Raw genomic sequence first — 17,654 nt, 5'->3', positions numbered from 1 at the left:
GCTCAAAGCACTGCTTTGAGGTTGTAGATAGAACTGACGAAATCAGTAACCATACCTACGGCAAGGCGAAGCTGACGTGGTTTGAGAGATTTTCGAAGAGTATTAGCGAATATCCAAGTAATCCAAGACTAACTCACAGAACATCATGTTAGCCCAAGAGAACCATTCACGAGAGTAGAGAGTTGGGTCATCCACGTGGAAGCTTTCATGCATGACACCTGTCCCCCCATCGCAAGCAACCAGCTGATCCAGCAAGAATTTCTTCTCTGCTTTATCTGTCGTTGTCAAGCCTTGGATAGACAGGGCGATTGGCCAGATATAGCGATAGAAGGTATGAGAACTTCCGAGGCCGCTAGCGTATTCTCCTTGGTAGAAGTATGGATTTTCAGGGCTCAGAATGGTACGACGAGTTGCTTGATAGACTTCGTCGTCAATATCGCAGTAGCCCAGATAAGGTGCAGCCAACAAACTTGGTACATTTGGATCATCCATAATACTAGCATTTCCTAGACCATCCACTTCAAAGGCATAGATTTTCTCGCCCTTGCTATTGCTTGTGTAGGCGTAATTTTCAATTCCTTCTTGGATTTCAGCCTGAAGACGCTTAGCGTCTGTGATAACACTCTGGCTATCAGCTAGATTCAATTCTGCAAAGATTTCTTGGACATACCCCAAAACAACAACTGCAAACATATTGGACGGAATCAAGTAACTATACTGACAGCAATCATCACTCGGACGAAAGGCTGACCAAGTCATACCTGTCACTGCAAAATCAGGGCCAAAGCCATCATTTACCAAGGTATCTTCCTTGCGGTCCGTATCTCGGACAAAACGATAAGGAGAGTTCTTATGATCTTGTTCTACCGTCCACAGATGAAGAATTTCCTTAGTCGCTGCGACAAAAGTCTCATCAAACTGGCTAGTCTCGCCAGTCTCTTTCCAGAGAAGATAAGCCAACTGCAAAGGATAGCAAAGTGAGTCCACCTCATACTTGCGTTCCCAAATCCAGCCATTAAGGTCTGTGTGATCAGTCTCGTGGTGCCCCTTCCAGTTTTCCTCAATGTTAAAAGAGTTGGCATAAGGATCCTTGAGAATCAGGGTCATCTGACGTTTGACCAAACCTGCAATGGTCTGACGCAGGAGGGGATCTCTTTTAGCCACATGCAGGTAGGGTCTGAGTTGAGCTGTCGAATCTCGAAGCCACATAGCAGGAATATCCCCAGTCAAGACAAAGGTTGAACCGTCTTCTAAAATCTCGACCGTATTGTCCAAGGTGTCGGTGTAGCAACGCTCGAAAACATCCACCCATTCTGGATGGTCCTTAGCCCGCTCTGCCACTTCATCTAGCCATTCTCTAACAATTTCTTTTGAATAAATCATCGTGCAGTATCCTCTTTCAAACAAGTTTCATTTTCAGTATATAGCTTTTGAGACAGAAAATACATACACAAATGATAGTCATTTTTCTACAAAATTGCTTTCTTTTGAACCCCATATCTAAAGGCCCTCTTTTTCTGATATAATGTAGAAAAACATCTAAAGGAAAGACTATGAAACCATTACTTGAAAGCATCGATACCCGCTTTGGAACTGCCAGCAAGCATGCCTTTTCTCGGGGAAATACCCTGCCATACACAGGCGTGCCTTTTGGGATGAATTACTTTGTGCCCCAGACCAGTGACCAGGAGGGCTCTTGGTTTTTCGATCCGCATCTGCCTATCTTTCAGGGGATTCGACTAACCCACCAGCCTAGTCCTTGGATTGGAGACTACTCTTGGCTCCTTCTGACACCTGTCACAGGCCAACTGGGTGGAGACAGCCTCTTCCATCGTCAGTCTTCCTACGATATGGATAAGGCCTCTTTCCAACCCCATTATCTGAAGATTTTCTCCCTGCGCTATCAGATTGAAACCCAGCTCACACCGACTTGCTACGGCGCTTCTATTCGTTTGAAGCAAAAGCAAGGCAAAGCCCTCTCCCTCTATCTTCACGCAGCAGATGAACTGACCGTGGAGCAAGTAGATAAGCGAACTCTTGCCCTGCGACAAGAAGGTAAAACTGAAACCAACAAAAATCCACTAACTATGTTCACTGCCCTGCAAATGAATACGGATATCCTTGCTATCAGTCAAGAAGGTGGAGACTGGCGAATCAACCTGGCAGATAGTCATGCTGAAATTCAGCTAGCGACTTCTTTCATCTCTCACTCTCAGGCACTGCTTAATCTACCTCAAGAAGATTTTGATAACTGTAAAACAAATGCCCAAGCGGATTGGGAAAATCTCCTCCATAATTTTGATATTATAGAGACAGGAGAGGCTGACCGAACCTTCTTTGATCACTGCCTTTACAGACTCTTCCTCTTCCCACAGACTTTTTATGAGATTGATGAATCAGGGCAAGCCATCCACATGGATCTGTCTACTGGCACTATCAAGCCTGGTGTTCTCTTCAGCAACAATGGTTTCTGGGATACCTTCCGTACCACCTTCCCCCTCTTTGCCCTTATCATACCGGAGCACTATCACCGCTTTTTAGAAGGTTTCCTCAATAGCTACCGCGATACTGGTTTCCTTCCAAAATGGTTGGCTCCAGATGAACATGGCATGATGCCAGGTACACTTTTAGACGGCATTATCGCAGATAGCGCCTGCAAGGACATGGCTCCTGACCTAGAAGAAGAACTCCTCCAAGCCATGCTTGAAACAGCCAGCAAGTCCGACCCTCTCGGCATCAATGGCCGTCACGGACTAGCCCAATACCAAGAACTAGGCTACCTCTCTACCGACCACCACGAAAGCGTCAGCCACACTCTTGACTATGCCTATAGCGACTTTTGTATCGCCAGCTGTGCCGAAAAACTTGGTCAGAATGACATCGCGGAAACTTATAGAACTGCGTCACAAAATTACCGCCATCTATTTGATGCTGAGACAGGTTACATGCGAGCGCGAGACAATCAAGGAAACTTCCGTCCTGACTTCTCTCCCTATAGTTGGGGACGAGACTACGCTGAATGCTCTGCCATCCAAGCGACTTTAGGCGTCCTCCAAGACATCCCAGACTTAATCCAACTTATGGGTGGAAAAGAAACCTTCAGCAACTATCTTTTGAAAGCCTGTCAAGATGCTCCCCTCTTTGAGACAACAGGCTATGGTTACGAAATTCACGAAATGAGCGAAATGGCTACTGCTCCTTTTGGACAACTCGCCATTTCTAACCAACCGAGTTTCCACATTCCTTATCTCTTCCGCTACAGCGATTACCCTGACTACACTGCCCTTCTCATCAAGACTCTACGTCAAAAAGCTTTTCACCCAAGTTGGGAAGCCTATCCTGGTGATGAAGACAATGGCAGTCTCTCGGCCTGGTACATCTGGTCGGCTCTCGGATTTTATCCAACCTGTCCAGGCAAGCCCAGCTATGATCTCGGAATCCCTCTCTTTGACCACCTCCGTATTTATCTAGCTAAAGAAGATAAATGGTTGGATGTCCATACTAAACAAAACCACAGCCATTTTAACTTTGTCAAAGAATATCGACTAGATAATACCTCTATAACTAGCATTCAACATCAAGACCTCTTAAAAGCTGAACAGCTAACCTTTACACTTAGCTGGTTGCCAAGTCAGCCGTCCACTTCCTGAAATACAAAAATCTCCTAGCAGACTTTCCTGCTAGGAGATTTTCTTATGAGAGGTACTTGTTTAATACTCAATGAAAATCAAAGAGCAAACTAGGAAGCTAACCGTAGACTGTACTTGAGTACGGCAAGGCGAAGCTAACGCGGTTTGAATTTGATTTTCGAAGAGTTTAAGCTTTGAAAATCGGATTTATTACCTGATAATTATCAAACAATCTACCAATTAAGCTTCTTCGTCTTCTTTACGACGACGGCCTGCAAGACCAAGACCAAGTAATGCACTTGCGGCAGCTGCTACCATAGCTACAGTAGAATCTGCTGTACCTGTATTTGGCAATTCTTTAGCTGCTTTACGCGCGTTTGTTGCTGCTTGGTTGGTATTTGCTGCTTGAGCAGTAGCTGGAGCTACATCTGATGTTTGAGCAGCTTGGTCCTTAGCTGGGCTTGTAGGGTCAGTTGATGGAGCAACTTTCGCCATAAAGTCTTCGATACGTTTAACCATTGCATCCACTTCTGCTTGAGTTGCGTCTGCATTAGCAAATACTTTCTTAGCGTCTGCTAATAAGTCATTCGCTTCTTTTGCAGTTTCCGCATCAAGCTTAGCCGATTCTTTAATGATCAATTCATCTAATTGATGGATAGCACCTTCTAACTTAGCTTTATCCACTTTTGCAACAGTGTTAGTAGCTCCGTTATTACCTCCACCATTTGATGGTACATATGGACGTTGTTTGAATGCGTCATCTCTTGAAATAGCTAATACTTTACCTTCTTTGGTTACAATCGTTACATTTCCTTCTTCGTCAATGTTAACCACTAAATCAGTCTTACCATCTTTAGTAACTTTCATATTACCATCTTTATCGATTGTAATTGTTACGTTAGAATCTTTTGAAGTATAAACTGTATTTCCTTGTGCATCTGTTTCTTTCAAGAAGGCATCAAGATCAAATTCTTCTACATTAGTGATAGCACCTAGAACTTTGAATTGGAATTTCGCTTTTTCTTCTGGAGTAATATTAGCAAGGTTTGCTACCGTTACTTTACTCAAGTCGAAATCAAGATTATTACCACCGTTTTTAGCTTTCGCTTCTTCTGCATTCTTCACTAGTTGTTCTTTAGAAATTGTTGCTGTCGAACCGTCTGGTAATGTTACTGTTGCGTTTCCTTGGTCGTCCACTACAACTTCAGCACCTGGATTTACTGCTTTAACTTTAGCAACAATTGCTTCTTTCTCATCTTTTGTTAATGAGTCTGGATTTGCTACTACAGTCTTATCGGCTGGTTTAACGATGTCGTTTCCTGCGTTTGGTTTAGCTGCGTCTGATGCTGATTTAGTTAAGTCTGATGCTGGGATTACAACTGGTTTTCCATCTTTAGGTGTAACTGTTGCATTTCCTTGGTCGTCTACTACTACAGTCGCATCTGGATTTACTGCTTTAACTTTAGCAACAATTGCTTCTTTCTCATCTTTTGTTAATGAGTCTGGATTTGCTACTACAGTCTTATCTGCTGGTTTAACTACGTCGTTTCCTGCGTTTGGCTCTTTAGCTGAATCTGCTGTCTTAGTTAAGTCTGATGCTGGAATGACTGCTACTTTACCATCTTTAGTTGTTACTGTTGCGTTTCCTTGGTCGTCTACTACTACAGTTGCTCCTGGATTTACAGCTTTAACTTTGTCTTCGATTGCTTTCTTAGATGCTTCTAAGTCATTTGGATCCAAGACTGTCTTATCTGCTGGTGTGTTGACATCGTTTCCTGCGTTTGGCTTAGCGGCTTCTGCTGCTGTTTTCACCAAATCTTTCGCTGGGATAACCACTGTCTTACCATCTTTAGTTGTTACAGTTGCATTTCCTTGGTCATCAACAACTACAGTTTTAGCTTCTGGATTTACTTCTGCTACTTTAGCTATGATTGCATCTTGCTCGTCTTTTGTTAATGATTCTGGGTCTTCTACAACTGTCTTGTCAGCTGGTTTAACTACGTCGTTACCTGCGTTTGGTTCTTTAGCTGAATCTGCTGTCTTAGTTAATGCCGCCGCTGGAATGACCGCTGTCTTACCATTTACTGTTACTGTTGCGTTTCCTTTGTCATCTACTGCTACAGTTGCACCCGGGTTAACTTCTGCTACTTTAGCTGCGATTGCTTTTTTCTCATCTTCCGTTAATGGTTTAGTAGAATCAACCGCTACTTTATCAGCTGGTGTATTGACATTGTTTCCTGCATTTGGTTTAGCTGCTTCTTCTGCTGTTTTCACTAAATCAGTAGCTGGAATTGTTGCAACTTCTCCATCTTTAGTTGTTACCGTTGCATTTCCTTTATCGTCAAATGCCACCTTAGCTTCTGGATTTACTACTTTGATTGCTTCTGTAATCTTAGCTTTATCTTCGTCTGATAAATGATCTGGATCGCTTACAACTACTTTGTCAGCTGGTGTGTTAACTTTGTTTCCTGCATTTGGTTGTTTAGCTTCTTCTTGACTTGTTACTAAATCTGCCGCTGGAATTGTTGCTGTAGCTGTATTACCATCTTTATCTTCTATAGTTACCGTTGCATTTCCTTTATCATCTACGAAGATCGCTTTTGCATCTGGATTTACTTCTTTAATCTTAGCTTCAATCGCTTTTTTCTCTTCTGGAGATAATGGTTTAGTTGGATCAGCTACTACTACTTTATCAGCTGGTTTGTTAATGTTGTTTCCAGCTTTTGCATTTTTAGCTTCTTCTGGAGTTTTCACTAAATCTTTTGCTGGAATTACAAAGCTTCTACCATCTTCTGTAGTTATCGTTGCATTTCCATTGTCATCAACAACAACCGTTGAACCTGGGTTCACTTCCTCAACAGCTTTCTTAATAGCCTCTTTATCCACATTAGCTGGATCTGTTACTAACACTTTATCAACAGGTTTCTTAATTAAATCTTGTTTCTCAGGTTTTAATAGATCTGCTTTTGGTTTCGCTAAAGCTTCTACAGGAATTGTTGCGATGTCTCCATTTGCATTCTTAACAGTCGCATTTCCTTTTGTGTCAAATACTACTGTTGCTCCTGGGTTAACTTCTAAGATGTTTTTCTCAATTTCTTGAATATCTTCCGCTGTCAATTTATCTCTGTCTTTGACTAAGACTCTGTCTGCTGGTGAATTGATTTTATTTCCTGCATTCACTTTAGCTTTATCAGCATCAGTCTTCGTTAAATCTTTCACTGGAATTGTTGCAGTTTTACCTTCTGGTGTTGTTACTGTCGCATTTCCATTTTCATCTACGAATACTGTTGAACCTGGATTTACTCGTTGAACCTTAGCAGCGATTTTAGCTTTAACATCATCCGTGATTTGTCCATCTTTAACAAATACGCCGTCTGCTGGTTTGTTAATAACGTTACCTGCTTTTGGATCGCTTAATACTTCATCATCAGTTTTCACTAAATCATCCGCTGCGATTACAGCTGTCTTACCATCTTTAGTTGTTACTGTCGCATTTCCTTTTTCATCAACTACTACAGTTGCTCCTGGGTTAACTTCTGCAACTTTAGCTTTAATAGCTTTACGGTCTTCATCAGTTAATGCATCTTTATCAGCAACTACTGTTTGATCGATAGGTTTCTTAACCGCATCTTGTTTCGCTGCATTTTCCAAGTCTTCTTTAGCATTTGATTTCACTAAATCACTTACAGGGATTGTCGCTGTCGCTCTAGTACCGTCTTCATTTGGTACTGTTACTGTTGCGTTTCCTGCTTCGTCGAATACAACTTTAGTCCCTTCAGGGTTTACCGCTTGAATCGCTGCAGTAATCTTAGCTTTTTCAGCATCAGTTAATTCAGCTGGATTTGCTACTACTGTTCTTTCAGCTGGAGTATTTACTTTGTTTCCTGCTGATGGAGTTTCTTTAGCTGCTGGATCTTTCAATAAGTCTTCAACTGGGATTGTTGCTGTCTTACCGTCTGGTGTTGTGACTGTTGCGTTTCCTTTGTCGTCAACGAATACAGTAGCACCTGGGTTTACTGCTTCAACCGCTTTTTGGATTTTAGCTTTAACTTCATCTTTCTTATCACCAGTTAAGTCTGCCGCCGCTGCCGCTACTTTATCAGCTGGTTTGTTGATGTTGTTTCCTGCGTTTGCACCATCAACTTCTTGTGGAGATTTCACTAAGTCTTCTTTGGCGATTACTACAGTTTTACCGTCTGGTGTTGTGACTGTTGCATTTCCTTCGTCATCAACTACGATAGTTGTCTTCGGATCTCTATTTACCTTAGCGATTTCTTTCTTGATAGCTTCTTTTTCTGCTGGAGTTAATTTACCTGCTTTCTTAACAAGTGTTTTATCTGCTGGTTTGTTAACTTCATCTTGCTTGTCTGGCTTCCTTAAGTCAGCTGCATCTTTTGCTAAATCAGATGCTGGAATTGTTGCCACAGCTCCATCTTTCGTTGTTACTGTTGCGTTTCCTTGGTCGTCAAATGCAACTGTTGCACCTGGGTTAACTTTAAGGATTTCTGCTCTAATCTTATCTTCATCAGCCTTGATATTAGCAGGATCTGTTACAACCACTTTCGTTGCTGGAGTGTTTACTTTGTTTCCTGCATTTGGTTGAGTTGTATCTTTGATAAGATCTTCAACAGGGATTGTCGCTGTTTTACCATCTGGAGTTGTTACAGTCGCATTTCCTTGGTCGTCTACGAATACTTTTGAACCTTCTGGGTTCACTGCTTCTACAGCCGCTTTGATTTTAGCTTTAACGTCTGCTTTCTTCGCATCATCAGCTAAATCAGCTTTTGTTGCTGCTACTTTATCGGCTGGTTTGTTGACGTTGTTTCCTGCTTTAGTATCTTTAGCTTCTTCTGGAGATTTCACTAAGTCAGTTACTGGAATTGTTGCTGTTTGTCCGTCTGGTGTAACTACAGTTGCGTTTCCTTTGTCGTCTACTACTACTGTTGCACCTGGGTTTACTGCTTGAACTTTAGCCTTGATTGCTGCGATATTTTCAGGAGTTAAGGCATCTTTATCAGCAACTACTTTGTCTGCTGGTTTGTTGATGTTGTTTCCTGCTTTAGCAGTTTCTTTATCAGCTTCTTTCTTCACTAAGTCAGCTTTTGGAATAACGACAGTTTTACCTGCTGGTGTTGTTACTGTTGCATTTCCTTTGTCATCAACTACTACAGTAGAATCTGGATTTACTGCTTCTACAGCTGCTTTAATAGCATCTTTAGCTTCTGTTGGTAAATCTTTATCAGCTGCTACTAGTGCTGGATCAACTACTACTTTATCTGCTGGTTTGTTTACAGCATCTTGTTTCGTTGGGTCAGCTAAGTCAGCTTTAGCTTTTACTAAATCGCTCGCTGGGATTGTTGCCACAGCTCCGTCTTTCGTTGTTACTGTTGCATTTCCTTTTTCATCTACAACAACTGTTGCACCTGGGTTTACTGCTTGAATTTTAGCTTTAATAGCGTCTGTAACTTCTTGTGGTAATGGTGCAGCTGGATTTTCCACCACTACTCTATCAGCTGGAGTGTTTACTTGGTTTCCACCAGTTACATTGTCTTTATCAGCATCTGATTTGACTAAATCTGCCACTGGAATTGTCGCAGTTTTACCATCTTTAGTTGTTACAGTCGCATTTCCGTTGTCATCCACTACTACTGTAGCATCTGGGTTCACTGCTTCAACTGCTGCTTTAATTCTAGCAAGTTCAGGGTCTGTTAATTGCTTACTGTTATCAACACGTACTCTGTCAGCTGGGTTGTTGATGTTGTTACCAGCTTTGGCAGTTGATGTTTCATTAGGTTTTTTAATTAAATCATCTGCGTCAATAACTGCTGTTTTACCTGCTGGTGTTGTTACAACTGCATTTCCTTGGTCGTCAACTACTACAACTGCACCTGGGTTTACGGCTTCTACTTTCGCCTTAATCACGTCTTTTACTTTAGTACGTTCTTCTGGGCTTAATGCTGCAATATCTTCTACAACTGTTTGAGCATTCGGTTTATTGATATCATCGCCACCGTTTGCTTTCTTAGCATCTTCTTCTGTCTTGAATAAGTCACCTGCTGGAATTGTCGCAATTGTTCCGTCTTTAAGAACTACTGTTGCATTTCCTTCAGCGTCATATTTAACAGCTTTAACTTTTTCGTCGCCACCATTTAATTTTTTCAGTTTTTCAGTTACTTCAGCTTGTGCTGCCGGGTCTGTCGCTAGTCCAACTTTTTTATCTGCTGGCTTACGAACACCTGCATTACCTGAATCAGGATTTGCTGCATCAGCTAAAGTACGCACCAATTCTTTGGCTGTAAATCCTGCTGTATTTCCTTCTGGTGTTGAAACCGTTACGGTACCATTATCATCAATTGTCACAACAGCATTAGGGTTTACTTCACGAACAGCCTTTTTGATGTTTTCTTTATCTGCATCTGTCAAACTTTCAGGATTTTCAACAATCACTTTATCCGTTGGACGGTTGATGTTGTTACCACCACCTGCAGTATCTAAAGCATTTACATCTTTTGTTAGGTCTGTTTGTTTTAATGTTTCAGGTGCTTGCTTCCCTGGTAAGGTTACTTCAGCACTTCCATCAGCCTTAACAACGACTGTAGTCCCTGGAGGGTTTACCGCTTCAATCGCTTTTTTAAGTTTTTCCTGTTCTTCATCGTCTAAAGCTGTTGGATTTTTAGCAATTACCTTGTTCGCTGGTAAACGAGCAGAGTTGATGGCTTTAATCGCTGCTTCTGCTGATTTCTTAGCGTTATCAACATCGGCATTTTTCTTAGCACCATCGATTGCCTCTTCCGAAGCTTTCTTAACAGCATCTACCTCAGCTTGAAGTTTTGCTCTAGCTTCTTCAGACAAGGCTGTGTCTTGAGCAATCTCTTGCTTTTTAGCAGCGGCTGTAGTTTCTACCGCTGTTTTAGCTTCTGGTTTTTTAGCAGCAGGTTTGGTAACACCCTCTACCTGTGTTTTCCCAGTGTCGCCTGCTGTATCGATTTCACCTTGCTCTTGTGTAGCTGCTTTAGGCGTTTCTGCATTATCATTTTTAGCCTTAATTTCAGCTTTCTTAGCATCAGCAAATTTTTTAGCTTCTGCCTTTGCTTCTGCCTTTTCTTCCTCTGTTAGGTCAGTGCGGGCATCCATTTCTGCTTCTTTAGCTTTTAAGGCTTCATCGATTTTGTCTAATGCTGCTTGTTTACCGATTGGGTTGATTTTAGCAACTTCTTTGGTTCCTTCAGCTTGTTTTTCATTTACAGTAGTTTGAGCTGCTGTTGCCGCAGCTGCTGTTTCTGCTGTTGCTGGTTGTTTTTCGATTTCAGCAAGGGCTGCTGCTGCCTTGTCTTCAGCATCTTTTTTAGCTTTTTCCTTCTCGGCTTGTGTTAAGCTATCATTGTTCTCAATAGCCTCCTTCTTAGCTTCCAAAGTCTTAGCGATTTCTTCTTTAGCTTTTTCTTTACCGATTGGATTTACTTTCGCTACAGCACCAGTACCTTCTTCTTTACCTGCAGTTACATCTGTTGCATTTGTAGCATCAGCGATTTTTTCTAATGCCGCTTGTTTATCTTCATTAACTTTAGCCTTAGCTTTTTCTTTTTCAGCTGGAGATAAGTTACCATTATCTTCGATAGCTTGAATTTTATTATCAGCTTCAGTTGTTACTGCGTCGATTGCTGGTTGTTTATCTAATTTCACAACTTTATCGACAGGAATGGTGTCTTTAGAACCATCTTTATATGTTACTACTAAGTTTTCACCGTCTTGAACAAGGTCTTTTACAACCTTCTTAGCATTTTCTGCTTCGACTGCTTTTCCTTTTTTAGCTTCTAAGTTCTTATCTTCATTTTTCTTAGAGTATTCTAATGGAAGACTTTCTTTAAGCTTAGCCAATTCAGCTTCTGGAATATGAGCGATATCTGTTACCACTGTCTTATCAGCATCAGCTAGTTCTCTAATGTCATATTTTGCTGTTTGAGCTTTTAGTTTGATAGTGAATGAACCTGGGTCAGTTGCATATGAAGAACCTTTAGCAACATTATGGATTTCTTTACCATCTGTATCTGTCGCAGTTGCATAACGAGTTACAATTTTAAGTTCTTGATTTGCTTCTTTAGGGAATTTGCTCTCGGCAATTCCAGAGTTATCTTTTGAAATATTACCTTTAATTTTTACAATAGCAGGTTTTTCTGCTGTTGCTACCGTTTCAGTAGAAATTTTTTCAACTGTTGTATTGTACTCATTATCTAAAACATCAGGATTAGATTCATCTTTAGCTGGCGAATCCTGATTCCCACCACGTTTAATTGTCGCAGATGCTATTTTCCCTGAATCATCTGTAAATTTAATAGGAATTTCAAAATCTTCGTTCGCATACACGTAAACATCTTTTTTACCGTCTACAGAATAAGGGATTTTCACTTCTGGAGCATTGTTCGTACGTGCAAAATCAGTCAATGGTCTAGTGTCTGTTGAACCATCTTTATAGGTTACAACTAGATTGTTATCAACTTTTTTAATGCTTGTGATACGGTCTGCTTGATTTTCTACAGCTTGACCTTTTTTATCAGCTAGACGAGCATCGATGTTATTTTTAGAGTATTCAATCTTAATCTTATCTTTGATTTTATTAAATTCTGCTTCACTCACATCTGACGCGTCATCCACTGCTACTTTATCAGCTTCTGCTGGTGTTTGAATGTCGTATTTTTGAGTTTGAGGTTTCAATACAACTTCAAATGCTCCTGGGTCTGTTTGGAACGAATTACCTCGAGCAGTATTTTTAATTATTGCATTATCTAAGTCAGCCGCTGTTGCATATCGCTTACCTAACACTAAACCTTTAGTTCTGGCTGTTTCTAATTGTTTATTTGTTAGCTTACCTCCAGGCATTCCTGAATAACTAATAATTGCCGGTGAATCTTCTGTTGCTGTTGTTTCAGCATCGATAAAGTTCGCAGTGTATCCCCACTCAACATCTACTTTATTTTCTTCACCTTCTACTTTATTAAATGCATTATTCTCGCCTTGAACTACTGCAGCACTCTTGATCTTACCTGAGTCATCTTTGAATTTAATATCAAATGAATTTTCTTCTCCTCCATAAACATAAACCTGCTTTGTTGCAGCATCAGAGAATGGAATTTCGACTGTTGGTGCGTTATTGGTACGTGCCACATCAGAAATTGAAGCTGTGTCTGTTGAATCATCGTTATAGGTTACAGTGATAGTTTGTCCATTTACTTCAATACTTTTCACTACAGAAGCTTGATTATCTAAATCTTGACCTTTTTTAGATTCTAGTCTAGCATCTTGGCTAGTTGTAGAATATCCAATCTTGATTTGATCTTTAATTTTTTGAATATCAGTTTCTGTTAGGTTGTTAATATCTGAAACACCAATTTTATTCGCATTGTTTTCTGGTTGCTGGATGCTGTATTTGTACGTTTGAGATTTAACAACCATTTTGAAGTAACCATCGTGAAATGATTTTGTTCCACCTGATATCTTATCTCCATCTTCATCAACAATATGCAAATATCTTTCTCCTAATACTGCATTTTGATTTTCTTGTTTTGTGTAAGTTCTCAGTTTTTTAAACTCATCATTCGGTTTCCCTGTTACACGTACTGTTACTGGTCCTATTGTTGGACTTGTAATTGAACTATACGACCAACCAAAAGCATCTGTTTCTTCTGGCTTAATTGGCGAATGTATATCTCTTTTATCTAAATATTGACCACTTCCACCTTTAACTGTCACTTCTTTTAGTTTTTTCCCAGTTGTTGAATTTACAGAAATCTCAATGTCTGTATCTTCTTCGTTATAAGCATAGACTTCTTTTGTCTTATCATTAGAAAATTCTATAGTATAACTTAAATTCCCTGAAGTTACCGTTGTAGGTGCATGAGTTGTAGCTGTCGCTTCTGTACGGAAAGCATTCTCTTTATCAATCTCTTTCCCATTACGTGAATCATGAGATCCAGAGTTTTCGATTGCGTTAGATTCTGAGTTTTTCTCAGTGTTTTCTGCTTTTTTACCTACAGTTGTTTGTCCGTTAGTAGTGTCTACTTTCGGAGCGTCTTTTGAATCTTTTGGTTTGTTTTTTAATTTTGAGCTTACTGTAGTGACAAGGTTTCTGTAAGCTACGTTCAATTCATCTTGAGTAGTTGCAGAAGCGAGTGTAGACTCAGCAGAAGCCAATTCACCATTCAAAAGAGCAAGGCTTTCCTCTGTTTTATTAGCATACGTACCTGCAGAAAGTTTTGATTTAACTTCTGAAATGTAGTTTTCAAGTTGCTTTTTGTCCAAAGCTGGAGTTGTTACTTCTGCTGCAGCTGGTTTTGTTGGTTCTTCTACAACTGGTTGTGCTGCTGGAACGCTTTCTGCTGGAGTTGATGGGGCATCAAGGGCTGGCGCTAGAGCTTCTACATCTGGTGTATCTTGTTTACTTAGCTCATTAGCTGATACAGCTCCATTTCCCAAGAACATGAACAGGGCAGCAACTGCTACGCTGGCTGCTCCAAAACTATATTTACGGATTGAGTAACGTGTGACCTTTTCACGGTGCAAGCGTTCAACACGACTCATAGGCGATTTCTTCTCCACTTATTGTGTTCTCCTTAAAAATATTTTTTTATCTCCATATCTACATGCAAAGATTCCTCGCCATGGACGAGGTTTTGCATATGATACTTTACTTCTTCATTGTACATGATAAGTGATATATATGTAAACTAAATGCTCATCAAATTTACTAAAAAAAAAAAAACATTTTCAGACAATTTTCACAATTTGTTCGTTTTTATAACCAAAATTATGAATTTTTTAACTTTAAAATCAGGAAAATATTTTGGTTTTCTGCATGTTGTTATATTGTGTTAAAAACCGAAATTCGGAAATGAATTTGGATAAAATCTTTTTATTTTGAAAAGAAGATAACTTTGATACCTAAAAGGAACTATTCTATTATTTTTAAACAAAACATTCGTAAAATAAATATACAAAAATTTTTAGGTTTTTAGCTTTTTTTCTTCCAAAAAAAGAACCTGTCAGTTAAATGCCCAGATTCTCTGATAGCTTTCTAGCAGAGCCCAACAGAACCAGACCCTATCTCTCATATGCACTATTCTCTTAAAATTCAAAGGCAAAACACGCCAGAGGCGCCTCACCGTAGAAATATGACTGACTTCCACATCCTAATTACGACCTAAAAGTGTTAGCATTCTCTGGCTGGTCTGCCTGTTGCAACTAACAACTAAAGCTAAAATAAAACATGCTACCTCATTCTGGCAACATGTCCTCTTTTCCTATATTATAGTAATTCCTCAAACTCGGCGACGGTCATACCTAATTGCTGGCTGGCAACCTCGGAAGTCAGAAGACCTTGACGGACCATATCCAGGAAGGCAAAGATTTTCCCACGCTCCAGTCCCTGTTCAATACCTTCTTCTCGCCCTTTTTCAATCCCCTCTGCACGACCACGTTCTAAGCCCTTTTCCTCAGCTTGTTCCAAGGCATAGTCCTGTGCTAACAAGGCTTGTTCTTCGCGCATACGTAGTTGACTAAACATTTTCCTGTCCTCCTCGGACCAGCTCTTGTAGTCCAGCAGTTGGTCTGCTTGGCTGATGGCTCGCTCGGGGTGCTGGGTAAAGGGTTTATTCCCGAAAAACTCCAACCACGGTTTGCGAATGCTATCTTTGCTGGTTTCTCTGTATTTTCTTAATTCCAAGAACGCCATCTTAACCAAATGGTTTTCTTGTCCATTATTTGTGATAGTTAAAACCTCACCTGTCGTGTCCTCTCGCATACTAAAGCTATGAAAAGCCAAGTCATCTGAGAAGTAGTTGCTATCCACGATTGCGATAGCGTATACTGGTGCGATATGTTTGTAACTCTGGTGTGTATCACCTTCTCGTTGACGAATTTTTTCAAGATTTTGATTGACCTGACTGCACAAATAAGCCCACAGGCGATTGATGAAAAAATTCTGATGATGAACTTGAATTTCAATGATAACTTGGGTTCCATTATCCAACTCCGCCAAGACGTCTATACTAGTATAAAAATCCTGTACCGAGTAAGGTACGGAAGGCAAGACGTGAATGTTACTTCCCTCCAAAATGATTACATTTTTGGCTGGCAAGTCCAGCATATCACGGATAAATTGACAAGTGATCTCTGGATTGCTGAAAATTTTCTTAGCAACCAAATCATTGGTCGGGCTAATGCCCGGATGTCTGAGAATCATCCATTTCCTCCTTCTATTATACCATATTTTTAAATCTAATTTTGCTAGATTCGATGGTTCTATCTATTTATTCGAAAAGGAAATGAATTGTAAAGATATTTTATCTCGTTTCAACTAAAATATGAGCTTGATCAACCAACTGTCCATCAACAGTCAGATTCAGATAGAAATCCAAGGTCTTATCAGCAGCAAAATACAGGGTTGGTATGGTCAAATCTTTTTTGCTTTCCCCAGCTTGAAACGCAAGGACTTGAATCTCGTCCTGATAGGCGACACCATGCACACCAGTCCCCGGTTGAATCGAAATCTTAGCCTCCAAAGGAGTGTTACATTCGCTACGTTCAACCTTAAAATGAAGAGTCTCTCCCTTTGCTACAGCTAGACTTTTTTCTGCAAATGCTAGTCCCTGAACAACTTCTTGTTTTGATAAGCTAGGAGTTTTATAGAGGGCAATCTTGGTCAATACAGGCATAGATTGTGCCTCTGTAATGACCACGCGCACCTTCTGTGCCTCTACTAACGACCCTCGCAGGAGGCGCTTATGACCAACTGTAAAGCCCATGCCAAATTCCTGCCAGACACCATCTACCTCTACTTGCACATGAAAAGCAGCGATTCGTTGCCCTAGTTTCAAATCTTCTCTTAACTCAATTACATCAAAAGTTTTAGGAGATCCTAAGTCGAGTTCTAACTGAATTGGCAAGTCTGCATCGCTTGCCCAAGAACTGGTCTCAAAGCCGTCTGTCAGATGGTAACAGGCAAAGTCTGCGGAAAGAGCTGGACCAGATACCTCAGATCCCAGAGCCAAATCTTCTTTATAAAGCTCATTGCGATAGACCGCAAATTCATAGAGACGTTCAATATCCTTTGCATCAAAGAGCCCATCTTGATTCGGCGGAATATTGAGCAAGAGTGGAGTTCCCCGACCCACCGAGTGAAAGTAGATTTCGACCAACTCCTCGAGAGACTTAGGATCCTGATCCTCATGGTAGAACCAGCCTGGACGGATGGAAACATCTGCCTCACCGATTGAAAAAATAGTGCCTGAAGAATCTCCATGCTGAAGATAATCCAGCTCTGCTTCTGTTCCTAGTTTGTCAGGATTCACCTTTTGCCACAGTGGATCACCTGCATACCCTCGTTCATTGCCAATCCAGCGGATACTAGTGCCTTCTGTTGAAAAAATCAAGCAATCGCCCTGCAGTTCACGAATGGTTTCAAACCATTTTTCAAATTCATAATTAACCTTTTGAGCCCCCTCTCCTCTGGCACCATCCATCCAGACCTCAGCAAATTTCCCTCCATTTCCATAGGCAGGATTTGATAAAATCTCCTTCAGCTGTGCCAGATAATAGGCATTATAGTCCGCTTCTCGGTCCACATGATAGAGGGGACTATGGGCATCCCAGGGTGATAGGTAGACCCCCATATCCATATCAAACTCTGTGGCAGCTTGGGATACTTCAAGGAGCAAGTCCCCCTCTCCATTCCTCCAAGGACTGGCCTTGACCGAATAATCCGTATAAGCCGTCGGATAGAGGACAAAGCCATCATGGTGCTTGACCACCAAAATCAACTTTTTGAAGCCCGTTTCCTTGAGTACGCGAACCCACTCACGCGCGTCTAACTGTGTCGGGTTAAAGCGTTCAGGATCCTCCTGACCTGTCCCCCATTCCTGATTATAAAAAGTATTGGGTCCAAAATGGATAAAGGCTGCTAGTTCATCCTCTAAATAAGCTAGCTGGGCCTGACTAGGCAAGGGGCCATGCGGTTTTATTTCTCTTACCATA

Annotated in this window: 5 protein-coding genes; 1 reads left to right on the top strand and 4 read right to left on the bottom strand. The window is 40.9% G+C overall.

Annotation, left to right across the window (positions count from 1 at the left end; genetic code table 11):
* Positions 1–102: 102 nt before the first annotated feature.
* Entirely contained in the window at positions 103–1,383 is a 1,281-nt protein-coding gene (locus HT722_RS03145) for a glycoside hydrolase family 125 protein (protein WP_173277521.1), read from the bottom strand.
* Between the two features lie 170 nt (positions 1,384–1,553).
* Between HT722_RS03145 and HT722_RS03140 the strand changes: the two genes are divergently transcribed.
* Positions 1,554–3,650, top strand: coding sequence for a GH92 family glycosyl hydrolase (locus HT722_RS03140; RefSeq protein ID WP_173277518.1), 2,097 nt, complete (start codon positions 1,554–1,556; stop codon positions 3,648–3,650).
* Between the two features lie 219 nt (positions 3,651–3,869).
* On the opposite strand, the gene HT722_RS03135 is transcribed toward HT722_RS03140, so the two are convergent.
* From HT722_RS03135 to HT722_RS03125, 3 genes are all read right to left on the bottom strand, one after another.
* The gene (locus HT722_RS03135; protein WP_173277516.1) at positions 3,870–14,222 is read right to left on the bottom strand and encodes a DUF1542 domain-containing protein; all 10,353 of its coding nucleotides are present in this window, start codon (positions 14,220–14,222) and stop codon (positions 3,870–3,872) included.
* 706 nt (positions 14,223–14,928) lie between these two features.
* Positions 14,929–15,864, bottom strand: a complete 936-nt coding sequence (locus HT722_RS03130; RefSeq protein ID WP_173277514.1) for an Rpn family recombination-promoting nuclease/putative transposase — start codon at positions 15,862–15,864, stop codon at positions 14,929–14,931.
* Between the two features lie 100 nt (positions 15,865–15,964).
* Positions 15,965–17,653 carry an alpha-L-fucosidase gene (locus HT722_RS03125; protein WP_173277512.1) on the bottom strand — a complete coding sequence of 563 codons (1,689 nt, stop codon included), beginning with the start codon at positions 17,651–17,653 and terminating at the stop codon, positions 15,965–15,967.
* Position 17,654: the final 1 nt, after the last annotated feature.

Source organism: Streptococcus sp. 53 (assembly GCF_013276565.1).
Lineage (GTDB): Bacteria > Bacillota > Bacilli > Lactobacillales > Streptococcaceae > Streptococcus.
Note: the sequence above shows the minus strand (reverse complement) of the source record. Positions and strands in the feature narration are given on the sequence as shown.

Excerpts from the sequence above, each read along its gene's own strand:
- HT722_RS03145 (WP_173277521.1), bottom strand. The coding sequence starts at position 1,383 with ATGATTTATTCAAAAGAAATTGTTAGAGAATGGCTAGATGAAGTGGCA.
- HT722_RS03140 (WP_173277518.1), top strand. The coding sequence starts at position 1,554 with ATGAAACCATTACTTGAAAGCATCGATACCCGCTTTGGAACTGCCAGC.
- HT722_RS03130 (WP_173277514.1), bottom strand. The coding sequence starts at position 15,864 with ATGATTCTCAGACATCCGGGCATTAGCCCGACCAATGATTTGGTTGCT.
- HT722_RS03125 (WP_173277512.1), bottom strand. The coding sequence starts at position 17,653 with ATGGTAAGAGAAATAAAACCGCATGGCCCCTTGCCTAGTCAGGCCCAG.